The 17,096-nt window shown below is 64.9% G+C and carries 16 protein-coding genes and 2 pseudogenes; 10 read left to right on the forward strand and 8 right to left on the reverse strand.

Annotated features, from left to right (window positions below):
• From ASC75_RS25760 to hemN, 3 genes and pseudogenes are all read right to left on the reverse strand, one after another.
• A pseudogene (locus tag ASC75_RS25760) lies at positions 1-406 on the reverse strand (UDP-glucose/GDP-mannose dehydrogenase family protein); the annotation flags it as partial.
• An 83-nt stretch (positions 407-489) separates the two neighbouring features.
• Positions 490-646, reverse strand: a pseudogene (locus ASC75_RS25765) (3-hydroxyacyl-CoA dehydrogenase NAD-binding domain-containing protein); the annotation flags it as partial.
• A gap of 78 nt (positions 647-724) precedes the next feature.
• Complete coding sequence (gene hemN, locus ASC75_RS24020; protein ID WP_055982324.1) at positions 725-2,071, reverse strand: oxygen-independent coproporphyrinogen III oxidase; 1,347 nt, start codon at positions 2,069-2,071, stop codon at positions 725-727.
• A 149-nt stretch (positions 2,072-2,220) separates the two neighbouring features.
• Here hemN and ASC75_RS24025 point away from each other — a divergent pair, with 149 nt between their 5' ends.
• Entirely contained in the window at positions 2,221-2,946 is a 726-nt protein-coding gene (locus ASC75_RS24025) for a Crp/Fnr family transcriptional regulator (protein ID WP_055981753.1), read from the forward strand.
• A 9-nt stretch (positions 2,947-2,955) separates the two neighbouring features.
• Here the strand turns inward: ASC75_RS24025 and ASC75_RS24030 are convergent, their stop codons facing one another.
• A complete protein-coding gene (locus tag ASC75_RS24030) occupies positions 2,956-3,435 on the reverse strand; it encodes a hemerythrin domain-containing protein (protein ID WP_082496740.1) in 480 nt (159 codons plus the stop codon).
• A gap of 153 nt (positions 3,436-3,588) precedes the next feature.
• On the opposite strand from ASC75_RS24030, the gene ccoN reads away from it, so the two are divergent.
• From ccoN to holA, 9 genes are all read left to right on the forward strand, one after another.
• On the forward strand, positions 3,589-5,205 hold the full coding sequence (gene ccoN / locus ASC75_RS24035; protein ID WP_055981760.1) for a cytochrome-c oxidase, cbb3-type subunit I: 1,617 nt from the start codon (positions 3,589-3,591) through the stop codon (positions 5,203-5,205).
• A 10-nt stretch (positions 5,206-5,215) separates the two neighbouring features.
• On the forward strand, positions 5,216-5,947 hold the full coding sequence (gene ccoO, locus ASC75_RS24040) for a cytochrome-c oxidase, cbb3-type subunit II (RefSeq protein WP_055981761.1): 732 nt from the start codon (positions 5,216-5,218) through the stop codon (positions 5,945-5,947).
• Between the two features lie 10 nt (positions 5,948-5,957).
• A complete protein-coding gene (locus ASC75_RS24045) occupies positions 5,958-6,107 on the forward strand; it encodes a CcoQ/FixQ family Cbb3-type cytochrome c oxidase assembly chaperone (RefSeq protein ID WP_055981764.1) in 150 nt (49 codons plus the stop codon).
• A 3-nt stretch (positions 6,108-6,110) separates the two neighbouring features.
• Complete coding sequence (gene ccoP / locus ASC75_RS24050) at positions 6,111-6,974, forward strand: cytochrome-c oxidase, cbb3-type subunit III (protein WP_055981766.1); 864 nt, start codon at positions 6,111-6,113, stop codon at positions 6,972-6,974.
• 165 nt (positions 6,975-7,139) lie between these two features.
• Entirely contained in the window at positions 7,140-8,696 is a 1,557-nt protein-coding gene (gene ccoG, locus ASC75_RS24055) for a cytochrome c oxidase accessory protein CcoG (RefSeq protein WP_055981769.1), read from the forward strand.
• A complete protein-coding gene (locus ASC75_RS24060) occupies positions 8,693-9,190 on the forward strand; it encodes a FixH family protein (RefSeq protein ID WP_055981772.1) in 498 nt (165 codons plus the stop codon). Before ccoG ends, ASC75_RS24060 begins: the two co-directional genes overlap by 4 nt.
• On the forward strand, positions 9,187-11,460 hold the full coding sequence (locus ASC75_RS24065; RefSeq protein WP_055981775.1) for a cation-translocating P-type ATPase: 2,274 nt from the start codon (positions 9,187-9,189) through the stop codon (positions 11,458-11,460). Before ASC75_RS24060 ends, ASC75_RS24065 begins: the two co-directional genes overlap by 4 nt.
• A complete protein-coding gene (gene ccoS / locus ASC75_RS24070) occupies positions 11,457-11,597 on the forward strand; it encodes a cbb3-type cytochrome oxidase assembly protein CcoS (protein WP_055981778.1) in 141 nt (46 codons plus the stop codon). Before ASC75_RS24065 ends, ccoS begins: the two co-directional genes overlap by 4 nt.
• Before the next feature lie 52 nt (positions 11,598-11,649).
• Complete coding sequence (holA, locus tag ASC75_RS24075; RefSeq protein WP_055981781.1) at positions 11,650-12,699, forward strand: DNA polymerase III subunit delta; 1,050 nt, start codon at positions 11,650-11,652, stop codon at positions 12,697-12,699.
• 57 nt (positions 12,700-12,756) lie between these two features.
• On the opposite strand, the gene ASC75_RS24080 is transcribed toward holA, so the two are convergent.
• Genes ASC75_RS24080 through mnmG form a run of 4 tightly spaced genes read right to left on the reverse strand, consistent with a single transcriptional unit; the run spans position 12,757 to position 17,011 of the window.
• A complete protein-coding gene (locus ASC75_RS24080) occupies positions 12,757-13,638 on the reverse strand; it encodes a ParB/RepB/Spo0J family partition protein (RefSeq protein WP_055981784.1) in 882 nt (293 codons plus the stop codon).
• 32 nt (positions 13,639-13,670) lie between these two features.
• Complete coding sequence (locus ASC75_RS24085; protein WP_055981786.1) at positions 13,671-14,468, reverse strand: ParA family protein; 798 nt, start codon at positions 14,466-14,468, stop codon at positions 13,671-13,673.
• A gap of 39 nt (positions 14,469-14,507) precedes the next feature.
• On the reverse strand, positions 14,508-15,140 hold the full coding sequence (gene rsmG, locus ASC75_RS24090; RefSeq protein WP_055981789.1) for a 16S rRNA (guanine(527)-N(7))-methyltransferase RsmG: 633 nt from the start codon (positions 15,138-15,140) through the stop codon (positions 14,508-14,510).
• Positions 15,137-17,011 (reverse strand): tRNA uridine-5-carboxymethylaminomethyl(34) synthesis enzyme MnmG, encoded by a 1,875-nt coding sequence (gene mnmG / locus ASC75_RS24095; RefSeq protein WP_055981794.1) that lies wholly within the window; start codon positions 17,009-17,011, stop codon positions 15,137-15,139. Before mnmG ends, rsmG begins: the two co-directional genes overlap by 4 nt.
• Positions 17,012-17,096 lie beyond the last annotated feature (85 nt).

Below are 17,096 nucleotides of genomic sequence, written 5' to 3' on the forward strand. Positions count from 1 at the left end.
CGGCGATGGTCTCGCGCACCTTGTCGGCGGTGCCGACCGGCACCGTCGACTTGGTAACGACGATCTTGGCCTCGGCCATCTCGCGGCCGATGGCATCGGCCACCGACAGCACGTATTTGAGGTCGGCCGAGCCGTCCTCGCCCTGCGGCGTGCCGACCGCGATCATCTGGATCTCGCCATGCTTCACCGCCATCGAGGCGTCGGTGGTGAAGACGATGCGGCCCGCCGCATGGTTGTCGCGCACCAAGGCCTCCAGCCCCGGTTCGAAGATCGGGATGAACCCCTGGTTCAGCCGCTCGACCTTGGCCGCGTCGACATCGACGCAGACAACGTCATGCCCGACCTCCGCCAGCACCGCAGCCTGCACAAGACCGACATAGCCGATCCCAAATACCGTAAGCTTCATCAGGTCCGTTCCTGTTCGCCGTCCGCCTCGCACGGCGTGCATACAGGAAATTAGGGCAGGCTGTGCCTTACGGCAGCGAGATNCCTCCAGCCCCGGTTCGAAGATCGGGATGAACCCCTGGTTCAGCCGCTCGACCTTGGCCGCATCGACATCGACGCAGACAACGTCATGCCCGACCTCCGCCAGCACCGCAGCCTGCACAAGACCGACATAGCCGATCCCAAATACCGTAAGCTTCATCAGGTCCGTTCCTGTTCGCCGTCCGCCTCGCACGGCGTGCATACAGGAAATTGACGCGACGCACCAATACCCCTGCGATCAGACGGCGACCGAGTGGCGCGCCGTTCCCCGCCCGAGATAGGCGTCGAAATGAGCGACGATGGAGCGGACGAAGGGTTTGCCGCGCTCGGTGACGACAAAGCGGTTGCCGGCACGGGTGAAGATGTCGCGGTCGTTGGCGGCCAGCAACTCGGCCTCGGCGATGACCGCGCGGGCCATCTCGCCGAAGCGGGCCAGCAGCTCGCAGCGCGAGACGGAAAAGTCGCACATCAGCCGTTCGATGACCCAGGAGCGCATCCGGTCGGCATCGGAAAGCGCCACGCCGCGCACCGTGGCCAGCCCGCCGGCCAGCACGCGGCGCTCATATTCGCCTGTCGCCGGCATGTTCTGGACGTAGCCTTGCGGCAAAAGCCCGATCGACGAGGCGCCGAGCCCGATCAGGGCGTCGGCCTGGTCGGTGGTGTAGCCCTGGAAGTTGCGCCGCAGCGTGCCTGAACGCGCGGCAACAGCAAGGCTGTCGTCGGGCAGTGCGAAATGGTCCATGCCAACGGCCTCGTAGCCGGCGGCCAGGATCAGCCGGGTGGCCACCTCCGCCTGCTCAAGTCGCGCCGCCGCATCGGGCAAAAGCGCCTCGTCGATCATGGTCTGATGCTTCTTCATCCACGGCACATGCGCATAGCCGAACAGCGCGATGCGATCCGGGCGAAGCGACAGCACCAGCCCGGTCGTTGCCTCGATGCTGTCGAGCGTCTGGTGCGGCAGTCCATAGAGCATGTCGAGATTGACCGAACCCACGCCGCGCGCCCGCACGGCATCGACGACCCATTTCGTCTGGTCGAAGGTCTGCTCGCGGTTGATCGTCCGCTGCACGCGTTCGTCGAAATCCTGAACGCCGAGGCTGGCGCGCGTCATGCCGATAGCGGCCAGCGCATCGAAACGCGCCTCGTCCATGTCGTTGGGGTCCATCTCGACGCTGATCTCGGCATCGGACGCGAAGGCGAAGCTGTCACGCAGTCTGCCGCCCAAGGCGAGGATGTCGGCGGCCTGGAGCAATGTCGGCGAGCCGCCGCCGAAATGCAGCGCCGTGACGTTGAGCCTGTTGCCGGTCAGCGCGGAAATGCTGCCGATCTCGGCGTCGAGCGCCTTGAGGTAGCGCGCCACGGGCTCATATTGCCGCGTCTGCTTGGTGTGGCAGGCGCAGAACCAGCACAGCCGGTCGCAATAGGGGATGTGGACATAGAGCGACGCGGACGCCCCCTTCGGCAGCGCCCGCAGCCAGTCGCCATAGGTTGCCGACGATATGTCCGCGCTGAAGTGCGGCGCTGTCGGGTAGCTGGTGTAGCGCGGCACAGGTGCGGCGTATTTTTCGACGAGGGTTTTGTCCATGGTCGTCTCCGTCAATGGCCAAGGTTGCGACGGACGCAGCGGCAACACCTTGACCTGGATCAACAAAGCCGCGGCGGGAGACACAATGACACGGTTCCTTTTACGCCCCGCGGTCCCTAGATTGATCAAATCAGACGCCGGACGACGCGATGACCATCCGCCAGGACATTCACAATTCTGAGATACCCGCGCTGTGCCGCTCCTGTGAGGCACGGCATCGCGGCGTTTGCGGTGCGTTGACCACCGACCAGCTGGTCGAGCTCAGCCGTCACACCACCAAGCGCAAGGTCGATCCGGGCACGGTGCTGGTGTCGGATGCCGACACCATCGACAGCTACGCCAATGTGCTCGCCGGCGTGGTCAAGCTGACCAAGACCTTGCCCGACGGCCGCCAGCAGATCGTCGGACTGCAGTTCGCGCCGGATTTCATCGGCCGCCCGTTCAAGCACGAGAGCTCGATCACCGCCGAGGCAGCGACCCCGGTGCGCGTCTGCGCCTTCCCCAAGAAGTCGCTCGACCGCATGATCGAGCTGTCGCCCGAGCTCGGCCACAGGCTGCACGTGCAGGCGCTCAACGAGCTCGACGAAGCGCGCGACTGGATGCTGACGCTCGGCCGCAAGACGGCGGCGGAACGGGTTGCGTCGTTCCTCCATCTCATCGCCCGCCATTCCGACCCGGAAAAGGAGCTCGGTGGCGAGGTCAGCTTCGACCTGCCGCTGACCCGCGCCGACATCGCCGACTTCCTCGGCCTGACCATCGAGACGGTCAGCCGGCAACTGACCAAGCTGCGCAAGGACGGTCTGATCGCGGTCGAGAACAACCGCCACATCACCGTCTTCGACGTGGCCAGGCTGGAACGTCGCGCCAACGTCTGACCCCTCGGCTCACGAGCCGGACGACAGCACCGCCAGCACATGGTCGCGCTCGAAGGCGATGTGCCGCCGCAACGCCCCGAAGAACCCGCGCAGCATGAAGCCCAGGGTCTCGGGATTTTCCGCCTTGCCGCTGCGTGCCGTCGCGCGCAGCGCATCGCGCAACTCGGCGGCATAACCTTCATCCTCGAAATGCTCGTTCTTGAGCCGCGCGACCGTCTCGCGCGCTTCGCCGCTATGCGCCAGTCGCGCGGCAAACTGCGGATGCAGCCGCTGCTCCTCGAAACGATGGACCTTGACCATCGCCGGTCCGAGCGCCCTTGCCGCCAGCACGCAGCTGCGCCGGTCGATCTCGTTGGGCAGTGAGTCGGCGATTTCCTCCAGCCTGTCGCACAGCGAAAGCATTTCGGCATGTGCGCTATGTATGGCTGCCACAGCGTCAAGTAGAGCCGCGTCCTCCGGTCCGGCCTGCATTTCCCAGCGCGCATTCATCTTGTTTCGAAACTTCCTCTTTGCCCCAAGGCTGGTCCGGCGGGCCGCGCTTGACCTTGATCCAGATCAAGGCAGTGTGGGCAATTGTCATGGATGTGTGCCGTCTGGTGCCGACGCGAGCTTTCGGCGCCCAGCTACCGTCGGGGATCGCTCATGAAATACGCTATGGAAACCATCCTGCTGGCATTGGCGGCCTTTGCCGCCTTGCTCGGCGCAGCCTTCGCCAAGGACAGCCAGTTCGGCGCCCATATGTGGGTGCTGTTCTTCGTGCTGACCGCGAGCGTCATCGTCCTGATGCGCACCAGCAGCTACGCGCCCGCCGGCGTTTCCGCCGAGGACAACTCGCCCTACATGGACGGGCCGGTCCGATACGGCGTCATCGCCACCGTCTTCTGGGGCGTGACCGGCTTCCTCGTCGGCGTCATCGTTGCGGCGCAGCTTGCCTTCCCCGACCTCAATATCGAGCCATGGCTGAACTTCGGGCGCCTGCGCCCGCTGCACACCTCGGCCGTGATCTTCGCCTTCGGCGGCAATGCGCTGATCGCCACGTCCTTCTACGTGGTCCAGCGCACGTCGCGTGCCCGCCTGTTCGGCGGCAATCTCGCCTGGTACGTGTTCTGGGGCTATCAGCTGTTCATCATCATGGCAGCCACCGGCTACCTCCTGGGCATCACCCAGAGCCGCGAATACGCCGAGCCGGAGTGGTATGTCGACATCTTCCTGACAGTCGTCTGGGTCGCCTACCTCATCGTCTTCCTCGGCACGATCCTGAACCGCAAGGAGCCGCATATCTATGTGGCCAACTGGTTCTACCTCGCCTTCATCGTCACCATCGCCATGCTGCACATCGTCAACAACCTGGCGGTGCCGGCGTCGTTCCTCGGTTCGAAGAGCTACTCGCTGTTCTCGGGCGTGCAGGATGCGCTGACGCAATGGTGGTACGGCCACAATGCCGTCGGCTTCTTCCTCACCGCCGGCTTCCTCGGCATGATGTACTACTTCGTGCCCAAGCAGGCCGAACGCCCGGTCTATTCCTACCGGCTGTCAATCATCCACTTCTGGTCGCTGATCTTCCTCTACATCTGGGCCGGCCCGCACCACCTGCACTACACCGCCCTGCCCGACTGGGCGCAGACGCTCGGCATGGTGTTCTCGATCATGCTGTGGATGCCGTCCTGGGGCGGCATGATCAACGGCCTGATGACGCTGTCCGGGGCCTGGGACAAGATCCGCACCGATCCGATCATCCGCATGATGGTGGTGGCCATCGCCTTCTACGGCATGTCGACCTTCGAGGGCCCGATGATGTCGATCAAGGCTGTCAACTCGCTCAGCCACTACACTGAATGGACCATCGGCCACGTCCATTCCGGCGCGCTCGGCTGGAACGGCATGATCACCTTCGGCGCCATCTACTTCCTGGTGCCGCGCCTGTGGGGTCGTGAACGCCTCTACTCGATGCGCATGGTCACCTGGCACTTCTGGCTCGCCACCCTCGGCATCGTCGTCTACGCCGCCGTCATGTGGGTCGCCGGCATCAGCCAGGGCCTGATGTGGCGCGAATACGACGAGCAGGGCTTCCTGGTCTATTCCTTCGCCGAAAGCGTCGCGGCCATGGTCCCCTACTACATCGTCCGCACCATTGGCGGCCTGATGTTCCTCGCCGGTGCGCTGGTCATGGCCTTCAACGTCTACATGACCATCCGCGGCCACGTGCGCCAGGAAGAGCCGCTGCCCGGCGCGGCCCCTGCAATCCAGCCTGCCCAGTAAGGAGCCCGACATGGCACTGCTCGACAAACACAAGACCATCGAGAAGAACGCGACGCTCCTGCTGGTCGGCACGCTGCTGGTCGTCAGCATCGGCGGCCTCGTCCAGATCACGCCGCTCTTCTACCTCGAAAACACCATCGAGAAGGTCGAGGGCATGCGTCCCTACTCGCCGCTGGAGCTGGCGGGACGCAACATCTACATCCGCGAGGGTTGCTACACCTGCCACAGCCAGATGATCCGGCCGTTCCGCGACGAGGTGGAGCGCTACGGCCACTACAGCCTGGCTGCCGAGTCGATGTACGATCACCCCTTCCAGTGGGGATCGAAGCGCACCGGCCCGGACCTCGCCCGCGTCGGCAACCGCTACTCCAACGAATGGCACGTCCAGCACCTGATCGAACCGCGTTCGGTGGTGCCGGAATCGGTGATGCCGAGCTACGCCTTCCTCAAGGAGACGCCGCTGGCTGTCGACACCATCAGCTACGACCTGACGGCCAACCGGCGTGTCGGCGTTCCCTACAGCGACGAGATGATCGCCAGCGCCGAGGCCGACATCAGGGCGCAGGCCGACCCCAATGCCGACACCTCGGGCGTGCTCGCCCGCTATCCCAAGGCCAAGCTCGGCGACTTCGACGGCAACCCGGCGGCGCTGACCGAAATGGATGCGCTGGTCGCCTACCTGCAGATGCTGGGCACGCTGGTCGACTTCTCGACCTACGATGCGTCCGCCGACTACCGCTAGGAGATTTGTCATGGACTACACCACGTTGAGACAATTCGCCGACAGCTGGGCGCTGCTGGCAATGACCGTCTTCTTCATCGGCGCCGTGATCTTCGCGCTTCGGCCGGGCAGCCGCGAGGCGGCCGAACAGGCCGCACAAATTCCGCTCAAGGAGGATTGATCTGTGAGCGAAAAGCAAATCGACGAACTGTCCGGCGTCGAGACCACCGGGCACGAATGGGACGGCATCCAGGAGCTCAACAATCCGATGCCGCGCTGGTGGCTGTGGACCTTCTACGCCACCATCGTCTGGGCGCTGGTCTACAGCATCGCCTATCCGGCATGGCCGCTGATCAGCACCACGACGACCGGCTTTCTGGGCTATTCCAGCCGCGCCGACGTCAAGAATGAACTCGCCGCCGCAGAGCAGGCCAAGAGCGCCTATGTCGAGGCGGTGAAGGCGAAGAGCGTCGGCGAGATCCTGGCCGACCAGAACCTCAGGCAGTTCGCCACCGCCGCCGGTTCGGCAGCCTTCAAGGTCAACTGCATCCAGTGCCATGGTTCGGGCGCGCAGGGCTCGCCCGGCTTCCCCAACCTGAACGACGACGAATGGCTGTGGGGCGGCAACATCGACCAGATCTACCAGACCATCGCGCACGGCGTCCGCTTTGACGGCGACGAGGACACGCACGTCTCGGAGATGCCGGCCTTCGCCGATGTCCTCGAGCCGCAGCAGATCAACGAGGTTGCAGCCTATGTCGCCAGCCTCGAGGGCCGGGCCGACACGCCCGACCTGGTGCCGGCCGGCGCTCAGGTCTTCGCCGACAACTGTGCCGCCTGCCATGGCGAAAACGCCAAGGGCAACAAGGAAATGGGCGCGCCAGACCTGACCGACGCCATCGCTCTCTATGCCTCCGGGCAAGCCGCGATCGCCCGGCAGGTGCGCCAGCCCAAGCACGGCGCCATGCCCGCCTGGGGCGACCGCCTGGGCGACGTGAAGGTCAAGGAGCTTGCCATCTTCGTCCATTCGCTCGGTGGCGGCGAATAACCCTCCATCGCCAATGGGCGATGGTCGAAGGGCGGGGGCAAGAGGCTCGGCAGCAATGCCGGGCCTCGACGCGCAAGAGACCCGGGGATTGACCTGGGTCAAGGCCGGCAGACAGCCGGCCGGGCATAACAGGCCAACCCCGGTGATGGGTTGCAGGAGAGGTAAATGCTTGACGAGACCGAAGTCGAGAGGCTCGAGGTAGAGGCGGTCAACTCCGCCAAGACCCGCCAGCCGCTGTACAGCGCGCGCAAGAAGGTCTTTCCCAAGCGCGCCTCCGGTCGATTCCGCCAGTTCAAATGGCTGATCATGCTGATCACGCTGGGCATCTACTACCTGACGCCGTGGATCCGCTGGGACCGTGGCCCCTATGCACCCGACCAGGCGGTGCTGCTCGACATCGCCAACCGCCGCTTCTACTTCTTCGCCATCGAGATCTGGCCGCAGGAATTCTTCTACGTCGCCGGCCTCTTGGTGATGGCCGGCATCGGCCTGTTCCTCGTCACCTCGACCGTCGGCCGCGCCTGGTGCGGCTACACCTGCCCGCAGACCGTGTGGGTCGACCTGTTCCTGGTGGTCGAACGCGGCATCGAGGGCGACCGCAACGCCCGCATCAAGCTCGACGGCGCCCCCTGGTCGTTCGACAAGCTTTGGAAGCGCGTTGCCAAGCACGCAACCTGGCTCGTCATCGCAGTCGCCACCGGCGGCGCGTGGATTTTCTATTTCGCCGACGCCCCGACGCTGCTGGGCGACTTCGTGACCGGCCAGGCGGCCCCCGTCGCCTACATGACCGTCGCCATCCTCACCGCCACGACCTACATCTTTGGCGGCCTGATGCGCGAGCAGGTCTGCACCTACATGTGCCCGTGGCCGCGTATCCAGGCAGCCATGCTCGACGAGAACTCGCTGACCGTCACCTATAACGACTGGCGTGGCGAACCGCGTTCGCGCCACGCCAAGAAGGCGGTGGCCGAAGGGCTTAGCGTCGGCGATTGCGTCGACTGCAACGCTTGCGTGGCGGTCTGCCCGATGGGCATCGACATCCGCGACGGCCAGCAGCTCGAATGCATCACCTGCGCGCTCTGCATCGACGCCTGCGACAGCGTCATGGACAAGATCGGCAAGGAACGCGGCCTGATTTCTTACGCCACGCTGGCCGACTACCAGTCGAACATGGCGATCGCCACCGATCCGGTCACCGCCAGGATCGATCCCAAGCGCGTCCGCAACTCCGAGGGCAAGCTCAATGCCGCCATCGCCCACTTCCGCCTTGGCCGCATCTTCCGCCTGCGCACCCTGGTCTATGCCGGCGCCTGGAGCATGATCGGCGTCGCCCTGCTCGTTGCCCTGCTCAGCCGCGACCGGCTCGAAGTCAATGTGCTGCAGGACCGCAACCCGCAATTCGTGCGCCTCGCCGACGGCTCGATCCGCAATGGCTACACCGTCAAGCTGCTCAACATGGTGCCTGAGCCGCGCACCATCGTGCTCAGCATGGAAGGGTTGCCGGAGGCGATGATGAGCGTCGTCGGCATGGACCAGCCCGAGAGCCGCTCGGTCACCGTCGAGGCCGAGCCGGACAGGCTCAAGACCATCAAGGTCTATGTCCGCCTGCCACGTGATAACCTCGCCGAGGGACAAAGCTTCACATTCGTCGTCGAAGACAAGGCAAGCGCCGAGTCGGATACATATGTCGCCAAGTTCAACGTTCCGGAGGCAGCCAGATGAACCCTCGCTCCGGTCAGCCCAGACAGTTCACCGGCTGGCACATGCTGACGATCATGGTCGTCTTCTTCGGCGTCATCATCTCGGTCAACCTGCTCATGGCGACCTTCGCCAACACCAGCTGGACCGGCCTTGTCGTGCAGAACACCTACGTCGCCAGCCAGGAGTTCAACGATCGCGTGGCTGAATCCCGCGCCCAGGCGGCTCTCGGCTGGAAAACGACGCTGAAGATCGCCGACGGCGAGATCCGCTACAGCCTGGACGATGCGTCCGGAACGCCTGTTCGGGCCGAAAGCGTCGTCGCGGCTTTCCGTCGCCCGGCCTACGAGGCCGAGGACTGGCAGGTGACGCTCACAGCCAAGGACACTGGAAACTTCGCCGCCCTTGCCGCCGTGCGTGACGGCATCTGGATCGTCAACACCAAGGCAAGGATGGCGGACGGCACCTCCTACAGGGAGACACGCCGGATCGTCGTCGCCGACGGAGCGCTGAAATGAACTGCTGTGGTCCCGACGCCGATACCGCCCTCAGCCTGCCCTCGGCTGTCGCCAAGGGCCCCGCCCGTGAAGAGCTGGCGCTGTCCAGCCGTGCCCTGCCAGGCGGCCTGCGCCAGGCCGACCTCTCCGTGCCCGGGGTGCATTGCGGCGCCTGCATGACCAACATCGAGGCCGCGCTTGGCCACCTTGACGGCGTCGACCATGCCCGGGTCAACCTGTCGACAAAGCGGGTCTCGGTGCGCTGGCGCGAGGATGCGGCCACTCCCGACATCGCCGAGGCGCTGGGGCGGCTGGGCTATGAAAGCCACCTGTTCGAGCAAGGCGCCGACGAGAAGGACGAGACGCTTGCCGAACTCATCCGGGGATTGGGCATCGCCGGCTTCGCCGCAGGCAACATCATGCTGCTGTCGGTGTCGGTATGGTCCGGCGCGACCGATGCGACCCGCGACCTGTTCCATTGGATCTCCGCGCTGATCGCCTTGCCGGCCCTTGCCTATGCCGGACGCATCTTCTTCCGTTCCGCCTGGGGTGCCCTGCGCAACGGCCGCACCAACATGGACGTACCGATTTCCATCGGCATCCTGCTTGCCTACAGCATGAGCCTCTACGACACCGCCAACAGCGGCCCGCACGCCTATTTCGATGCCTCGGCCTCGCTGCTGTTCTTCCTGCTGATCGGCCGCACGCTCGACCACGTCATGCGCGAGCGCGCCCGCGTCGCCGTCAAGGGCCTCGCCCGGCTCGCCGCCCGCGGCGCTACCGTGCTCAACACCGACGGCAGCAGCGCCTACCTGCCGGTCAGCGACATCAGGCCAGGCGCGCACATACTGCTGGCGGCGGGCGAACGCGTGCCTGTCGACGCCCGTGTGCTCAAGGGCCGCTCGGAACTGGACTGCGCCATCGTCTCGGGCGAAAGCGCTCCCGTTGTCGTCGAGGCCGGCGCCTCGCTGCGCGCAGGCACCCTCAACCTGACCGGTCCGCTGACCATCGAGGCAACCGCGGCGGCGCAGGATTCGTTCCTCGCCGAAATGATGCGGCTGATGGAGGCCGCTGAGAGCGGCCGCGGTGGCTATCGCCGCATCGCCGACCGGGCCGCCGCACTCTACGCCCCGATCCTGCACCTCACCGCCTTCCTGACCTTCCTCGGCTGGATGGTCGCCGACGGCAACTGGCATCAGGCGATCACCATCGCCATTGCCGTGCTGATCATCACCTGCCCCTGCGCGCTCGGCCTTGCCGTGCCGATCGTCCAGGTCGCAGCCGCGCGGCGCCTGTTCGAGAACGGCATCATGGTCAAGGACGGCTCGGCCATGGAGCGTCTGGCGGAGATCGACACCGTCGTCTTCGACAAGACCGGCACGCTGACGCTCGGCAGGCCGCGGCTGGTCAATGCCAACGAAACTGCGCCCGACGTGCTGGCGCTGGCAGCCGCGATCGGCCTGCATTCGCGCCATCCGATTTCCCGCGCTCTCGCCGAAACCCGCGCTGTAAAGCCGGCAAAGGAATGGGCGTTCGACGCCATCGACGAGATTCCCGGGTTCGGACTTGAGGCCAGGATCGGGACCGATACCTACCGGCTGGGCCGCGCCGCCTGGGCGTTGGATAGGGCGAACACCGCCGCCGGCACGGTGCTGTCGAAGAACGGTGCCCGCCTCGGCGAATTCGTCTTTGAGGACCGGCTGCGCGCCGGCGCTGGCGCAGCCATCGAGGCGCTGCGCGGCAGGGGCCTAGCAGTCGAGATCGTCTCCGGCGACCGGCCGGATGCGGTCGCATCCGTCGCCGCGGCGCTTGGCATCGACCAGACCTCTTCGGGCGCGCTACCCAGCGGCAAGGTCGAGCGGCTGGAAACACTCAAGGCAGAAGGACGCAAGGTGCTGATGGTCGGCGACGGGCTCAACGACGCGCCGGCCCTGGCTGCGGCGCACGTATCGATGGCCCCAGCGAGCGCTGCCGACATCGGCCGCAGCGCCGCCGATTTCGTCTTCCTGCGCGAAAGCCTCTCGGCCATCCCTCTGGCGCTTGCGACATCCAGGGAGGCCAGCCGCCTGATCCGGCAGAACCTGGTGCTGGCGATCGTCTACAATGCCGTCGCCGTGCCGATTGCCCTGCTCGGCTACGTCACGCCCTTGGTTGCAGCTTTGGCCATGTCGGGATCTTCGGTTATTGTCATTGCCAACGGATTGCGGCTCGGCACCGGCAAGACGAAGCTGTCGCGGCCCGCGACCGAGCCGGGGCAGCCCTTTCCGATCAAGGAGGCAATGGCATCATGACCGGACTGTTGTTCCTGCTTCCCGTAGCACTTCTCCTCGGCGGGCTTGGCCTTGCGGCGTTTCTCTGGTCGCTCAACAGCGGCCAGTATGACGACATGGATGGCGCAGCCGAACGTATCCTGGTCGACGACGACTAGGTCGCGGACAAAATTGCTGCGGCAGCCCGAGGGCCTGTGCTAACAGGACGGCATGGCGCAGAAGAAAGCTCACGAGGTCGATTCCTGGCTCGCACGCCCCGCTGCCGAAGCGGTGATCGTGCTGATCTACGGGCCTGACCGCGGCCTCGTCTCCGAACGCGCCGCCGCCTTTGCCGCCAAGACCGGCCTGCCACTCGATGATCCGTTTTCGGTGGTGAAGCTCGACGCCGCCGATGTCGAACGCGACAGCGGCCGCCTCGTCGACGAAGCGCGCACCGTGCCGATGTTCGCGCCGCGCCGCCTGATCTGGGTACGCAACGCAGCCGCCCAGAAGAGCCTCGCCGACGACGTCAAGACCCTGGTGGCCGAGCCGCCGCGCGATGCCATTGTCCTGATCGAGGCCCAGGACCTCAAGAAAGGCGCCCCGTTGCGCACCGTGGTCGAGGGGGCCTTTGCCGGGATGGCCCTGCCCTGCTACGGCGACGAAGCCCGTGACATCGAGACCGTCATCGACGACGAGCTGCGCGCCGCCGGCCTGACCATGGCGATCGACGCACGCAACGCGCTGCGCCGCAGCCTCGGTGGCGACCGCCTGGCAACGCGCGGCGAGGTCCAGAAACTGACGCTCTACGCCATGGGACGTGGCGAAATCAGCCTCGACGACGTCAAGGCGATGACCGGCGACGTCTCGGCTCTTTCGCTCGACGACGCCATCGATGCGGCACTCGGCGGCAACATCGCCGAGTTCGACGCGGCTTTTTCCAAGCAGTGCCAGACCGGCAGCCAGGCAGCACAGCTGCTGGCCACGGCAACACGCCACCTGCAGAACATCCATCTGATGCGCGGCGAGATGGAAGCAGGCGGCCGCAACGCAGCCGCTGTGGTCGCCGGCGCGCGGCCACCGGTGTTCTTTGCCCGCCGTCGCGCCGTCGAGCGCGCGCTGGCAGGCTGGAGTTCGGCGGCGCTGAACCGCGCGCTGGTGCGCTTGCAGTCGACGACGTTGCAGACGCGGCGGCGGCCGGATCTGGCCGTAGCGCTGGCCCGGCAAGCGATGCTCGGCATCGCCGTCGAAGGCGCGCGCCTCTCCGGTGGCCGGCGCTGAAAAGCAAAACGCCGGCTAAGAAGCCGGCGTTCGCAGAATAAGAATCAATCGAATCAATTACATACGTTCGCTCTTCAGGCGTCGGCAAAGGTCATCGAGCTGTTCCAGCGAGCGATAGCTGATGCGCAGCTCGCCGCCCTTTTCCTTGTGCGCGATCGAAATCTTCATGCCGACGACGTCGGTCAGCAGCTTTTCCAGCGCGATGGTGTCCGGGTCCTTCTCGACCGGTCGCGCCGGCTGCTTTTCGACGACGGCGTCAGCCGGCAACTGCGCAAGTGCCTCGGCCTGGCGCACCGACAGGCCTTCTTCGACGATGCGCTTGGCAAGTCCGGCCGGGTCCTGGGCCGTGATCAGCGCACGCGCATGGCCGGCGGACAATTCGCCGTTGATCAGCATGTCGCGAACGACGTCGGGCAGCTTCAGCAGGCGCAGCGTATTGGCGACATGGCTGCGGCTCTTGCCTATGACCTGGCCGAGATCGGCCTGGGTGTAGTTGTGGTCGTCGATCAGCTGCTGGTAGCCGAGCGCCTCTTCGATGGCGTTGAGGTCGCTGCGCTGCACGTTCTCGATGATGGCGAGCTCGAGCGCCGTTCGATCGTTGACGTCGCGGACGATGACCGGAATCTCGTTGACGCCCGCGCGCTGCGCCGCGCGCCAGCGGCGCTCGCCGGCGATGATTTCGTAGCGCCCCGACTGCGCGGCGGGCCGGACGACGACCGGCTGCACCAGCCCGTGTTCGCGGATCGACTGCGCCAGGTCAGCCAGCTCGGCTTCGCCGAAATGGCGCCGCGGGTTGCGCGGATTCGGGCTGACAAATTCGATCGGAACCCGTCCGTCGGCCAGGGCTGCGGGCTTTTCCGGCACGACAGGCTTGTCCATTTCGCCGATCAGTGCGGCAAGTCCTCGCCCAAGGCGCTTTCTGGAAAGGTCTTCGTTCATGTCTAATCCAGCTTGTTTCGAGTCCGAATCGATTACGCGGCCCGGAGTTTACGTTCGCGCCTGATGACTTCCGAGGCGAGCTGCAGATAGGCCTGGCTGCCGGAGCATTTGAGGTCGTAGAGGATCGCCGGCTTGCCATAGGACGGCGCTTCCGAAATCCGCACGTTGCGCGGTATCACCGTGTCGTAGACCTTCTCGCCCATATGCGCGCGCACGTCTTCGACCACCTGGTTCGCCAGGTTGTTGCGGCCGTCGAACATCGTCAGCACGATACCCTGGATGGTCAGGTCGGGATTGATCGACCGGCGCACCTGATCCACCGTCTCAAGCAACTGGCTCAAGCCCTCGAGGGCAAAGAACTCGCATTGCAGCGGCACCAGCACCGAGTCGGCCGCCGCCATCGAATTCAGCGTCAGGAGATTGAGCGACGGCGGGCAGTCGATCAGCACGTAGCTGTAGCCTGCCGCCCGCTCCGACGATGCGCGCAGGGCATTGCGCAGCTTCAGCACGCGGTCCGGCGCCGAGGCGATTTCCATTTCTATGCCGAGCAGGTCCATCGTCGACGGAATGAGGGAAAGACCGGGAACGGCCGTCTCCATGGCAGCCTGCTCGATCTCCAGCTCACCGGTCAGCACGTCATAGGACGAGACGGCGCGATCCTTGCGATCGATGCCGAGACCCGTGCTGGCATTGCCTTGCGGATCGAGGTCGATGATGAGCACGCGCTCACCGATGGCGGCCAGTGCCGTCGCCAGGTTGATGGCCGTCGTGGTCTTGCCGACGCCGCCCTTCTGATTGGCAACTGTAATGATTCTAGGTGTGATCTTCATGGCTCGACTGCTGTTTTCCGTCGTCACATGGCGCCGCAATCAAATGCGGCGCAGGTTCCGAATCTCGAGGATGACCCCCTGCGTGTCGGTCAGGCTTGGGTGTTCTACCAGATCGAATCCCCACTGGTGAGCGCTATCTTCGATCTCCTGGCGGTAATCCCGGCCTTTGTGGAAAAGGGCCGTGGTGCCGGCTTCGAGCCAGGGCGCCGAGAGTTCGAGCAGCAGGGGCAACGGCGCCAGCGCTCGCGCGCTGAGCACCTCCGGAGCACGAATCACGCTGTGCACGTCCTCGATTCGCTTGGCATGAATCCGCGCCGGCAGGCCCAGTTCACCCACAACCGCCTGCAGGAAACCGGCCTTCTTGCGATTGCTTTCGACCAGGTCGATCGATGCTCCGGCCCGCTCTGCGATCATGGTGGCGATGATCAGGCCCGGAAAACCGCCTCCCGAGCCGATGTCGAGCCAGCGCATCGCGCCGCCGCCGAGCCGCACGACTTGGGCGCTGTCGAGAATGTGGCGCTCCCAAGCGTCCTGGAGCGTCGATGGCGCCACGAGATTGATGCGCTGCGCCCATTTGCGGAACACGGTTTCGAAGGCAACCAGCTTGTCGAATGTTTCACGTGAAACGGGACCTGCGACGTCTTGCAACCTGTCATATGCGTGTTGTTTCAAGCGGCACCCTTGCGCATCTGCACCTCGGCATTCCGGACGCGGGAAAGAATGATCGCCAGCGCGGCCGGAGTCATGCCTTCGATTCGCTGCGCCTCGGCCAGGGAGCGCGGCCGCCTTGTCCGCATCTTCTGGCGCAGCTCGTTCGAAAGCCCGGGAACCGACTCAAAATCAAGAGTTTCGGGGATTACCCTCTCCTCTTCCTTCAGCATCAGCGCCGCGTCGGCCTTCTGCCTGTCGAGGTAGACGGCATATTTGGCTTCTGTTTCAATGGCTTCGGCCGTCTTGGCGTCAACCGACGCCAACTCTGGCAAGATCTTAACAAGATGCATGAAGTTGACATCGGGATACGCCAGAAGCTCATAGAGCGACCGCTTGATGCCATCGAGATTGACCTCGATGCCGTGGCGTCGCGCCTCGTTCGGCGACAACGTATGTGTCTTGGACAGCGCGCGAGCGACGTCGACACGCGCGGCCGTCTCGCCATAACGCCTGGCGCGCTCGGCAGAAGCGATGCCCAAGTCCATCGCCAGAGGCGTCAGTCGCTCGTCGGCATTGTCGGCGCGCAGCGACAAACGAAACTCCGCACGCGACGTGAACATCCGATACGGCTCGCTGATCCCGCGGCTCGTCAGATCGTCGATCATGACGCCGATATAAGCCTGGGACCGGCTGAGAATCAGCTGCTCGCTGCCGCCGGCCAGCCGTGCCGCATTGACACCGGCCAACAGCCCTTGCGCGCCGGCTTCTTCATAACCGGTCGTTCCATTGATCTGGCCGGCGAGGAAAAGCCCTCGAACGCGCCTCGTTTCGAGCGTGGTTTCGAGTTCGCGCGGATCGATGTGGTCATACTCGATCGCATAGCCGGGCTGCAGCATGACCGCACGCTCCAGCCCTGGTATCGATTTCAAGATATCGAGTTGCACGTCCTCGGGAAGCGAGGTCGATATGCCGTTGGGATAGACCGTGTCGTCGTCGAGGCCTTCCGGCTCGAGAAAGATCTGATGTCCCTCGCGATCACCGAACTTGACGATCTTGTCTTCGATCGACGGGCAATAACGCGGCCCCACGCCCTCGATCGAGCCGGAATACATGGCCGACCGGCCGAGATTCTCCCGGACAATCCGGTGCGTCGCCTCCGTCGTGCGCGTGATGCCGCATTCGATCTGCGGATTGCCGATCTTGTCCGTCAACAGCGAAAACGGCACCGGATCTGCATCCGCAGCTTGCGTGTCCAACGACGCCCAGTCGATCGTCCGGCCATCGAGACGCGGCGGCGTGCCGGTCTTCAAGCGCCCAAGCTGCAATCCGGCACGCTTCAGTGTTTCCGAAAGTCCCATCGAGGCCTGCTCGTTCATGCGACCGGCCGGGAACTTGCGTTCACCTATGTGGATAAGGCCGCGCAGGAACGTACCCGTCGTCAGGACCACAGCGGCACAGGCCAGCTCGCGCCCGTCACCCAGGACGACCGCTGTGACGTGGCCATTATCTATAATGAAATCAGAGACTTCAGCTTCAACAACAGACAGATTTGGTTGTGTTGCAATCGCCTCTTGCATCGCCAAGCGATAAAGCTTGCGATCAGCCTGGGTGCGTGGACCGCGGACTGCCGGACCCTTGCGCCTGTTGAGCAGGCGGAACTGGATGCCCGCCGCATCGGCAACCCGGCCCATGAGCCCATCCATGGCGTCGATCTCGCGGACAAGATGGCCCTTGCCCAATCCGCCGATGGCGGGATTGCACGACATGGTGCCAATGGTGTCGCGGCGAATGGTCACGAGTGCGGTGTTGGCGCCGGCGCGCGCGGCCGCTGACGCAGCTTCGCAGCCGGCATGGCCTCCGCCCACCACGACGACGTCGTAGCTTTCACGCATCAGGGTCTCCAGGAAACATTTGCCGAGACAGATGTCCCCATCTCCGCCCTATGTCAAGAGAATCGCTGGAGTGGTGGTTTCACGT

Origin of the sequence: Aminobacter sp. DSM 101952, from assembly GCF_001424795.1 — a bacterium.
Classification (GTDB): Bacteria; Pseudomonadota; Alphaproteobacteria; order Rhizobiales; family Rhizobiaceae; genus Aminobacter; species Aminobacter aganoensis.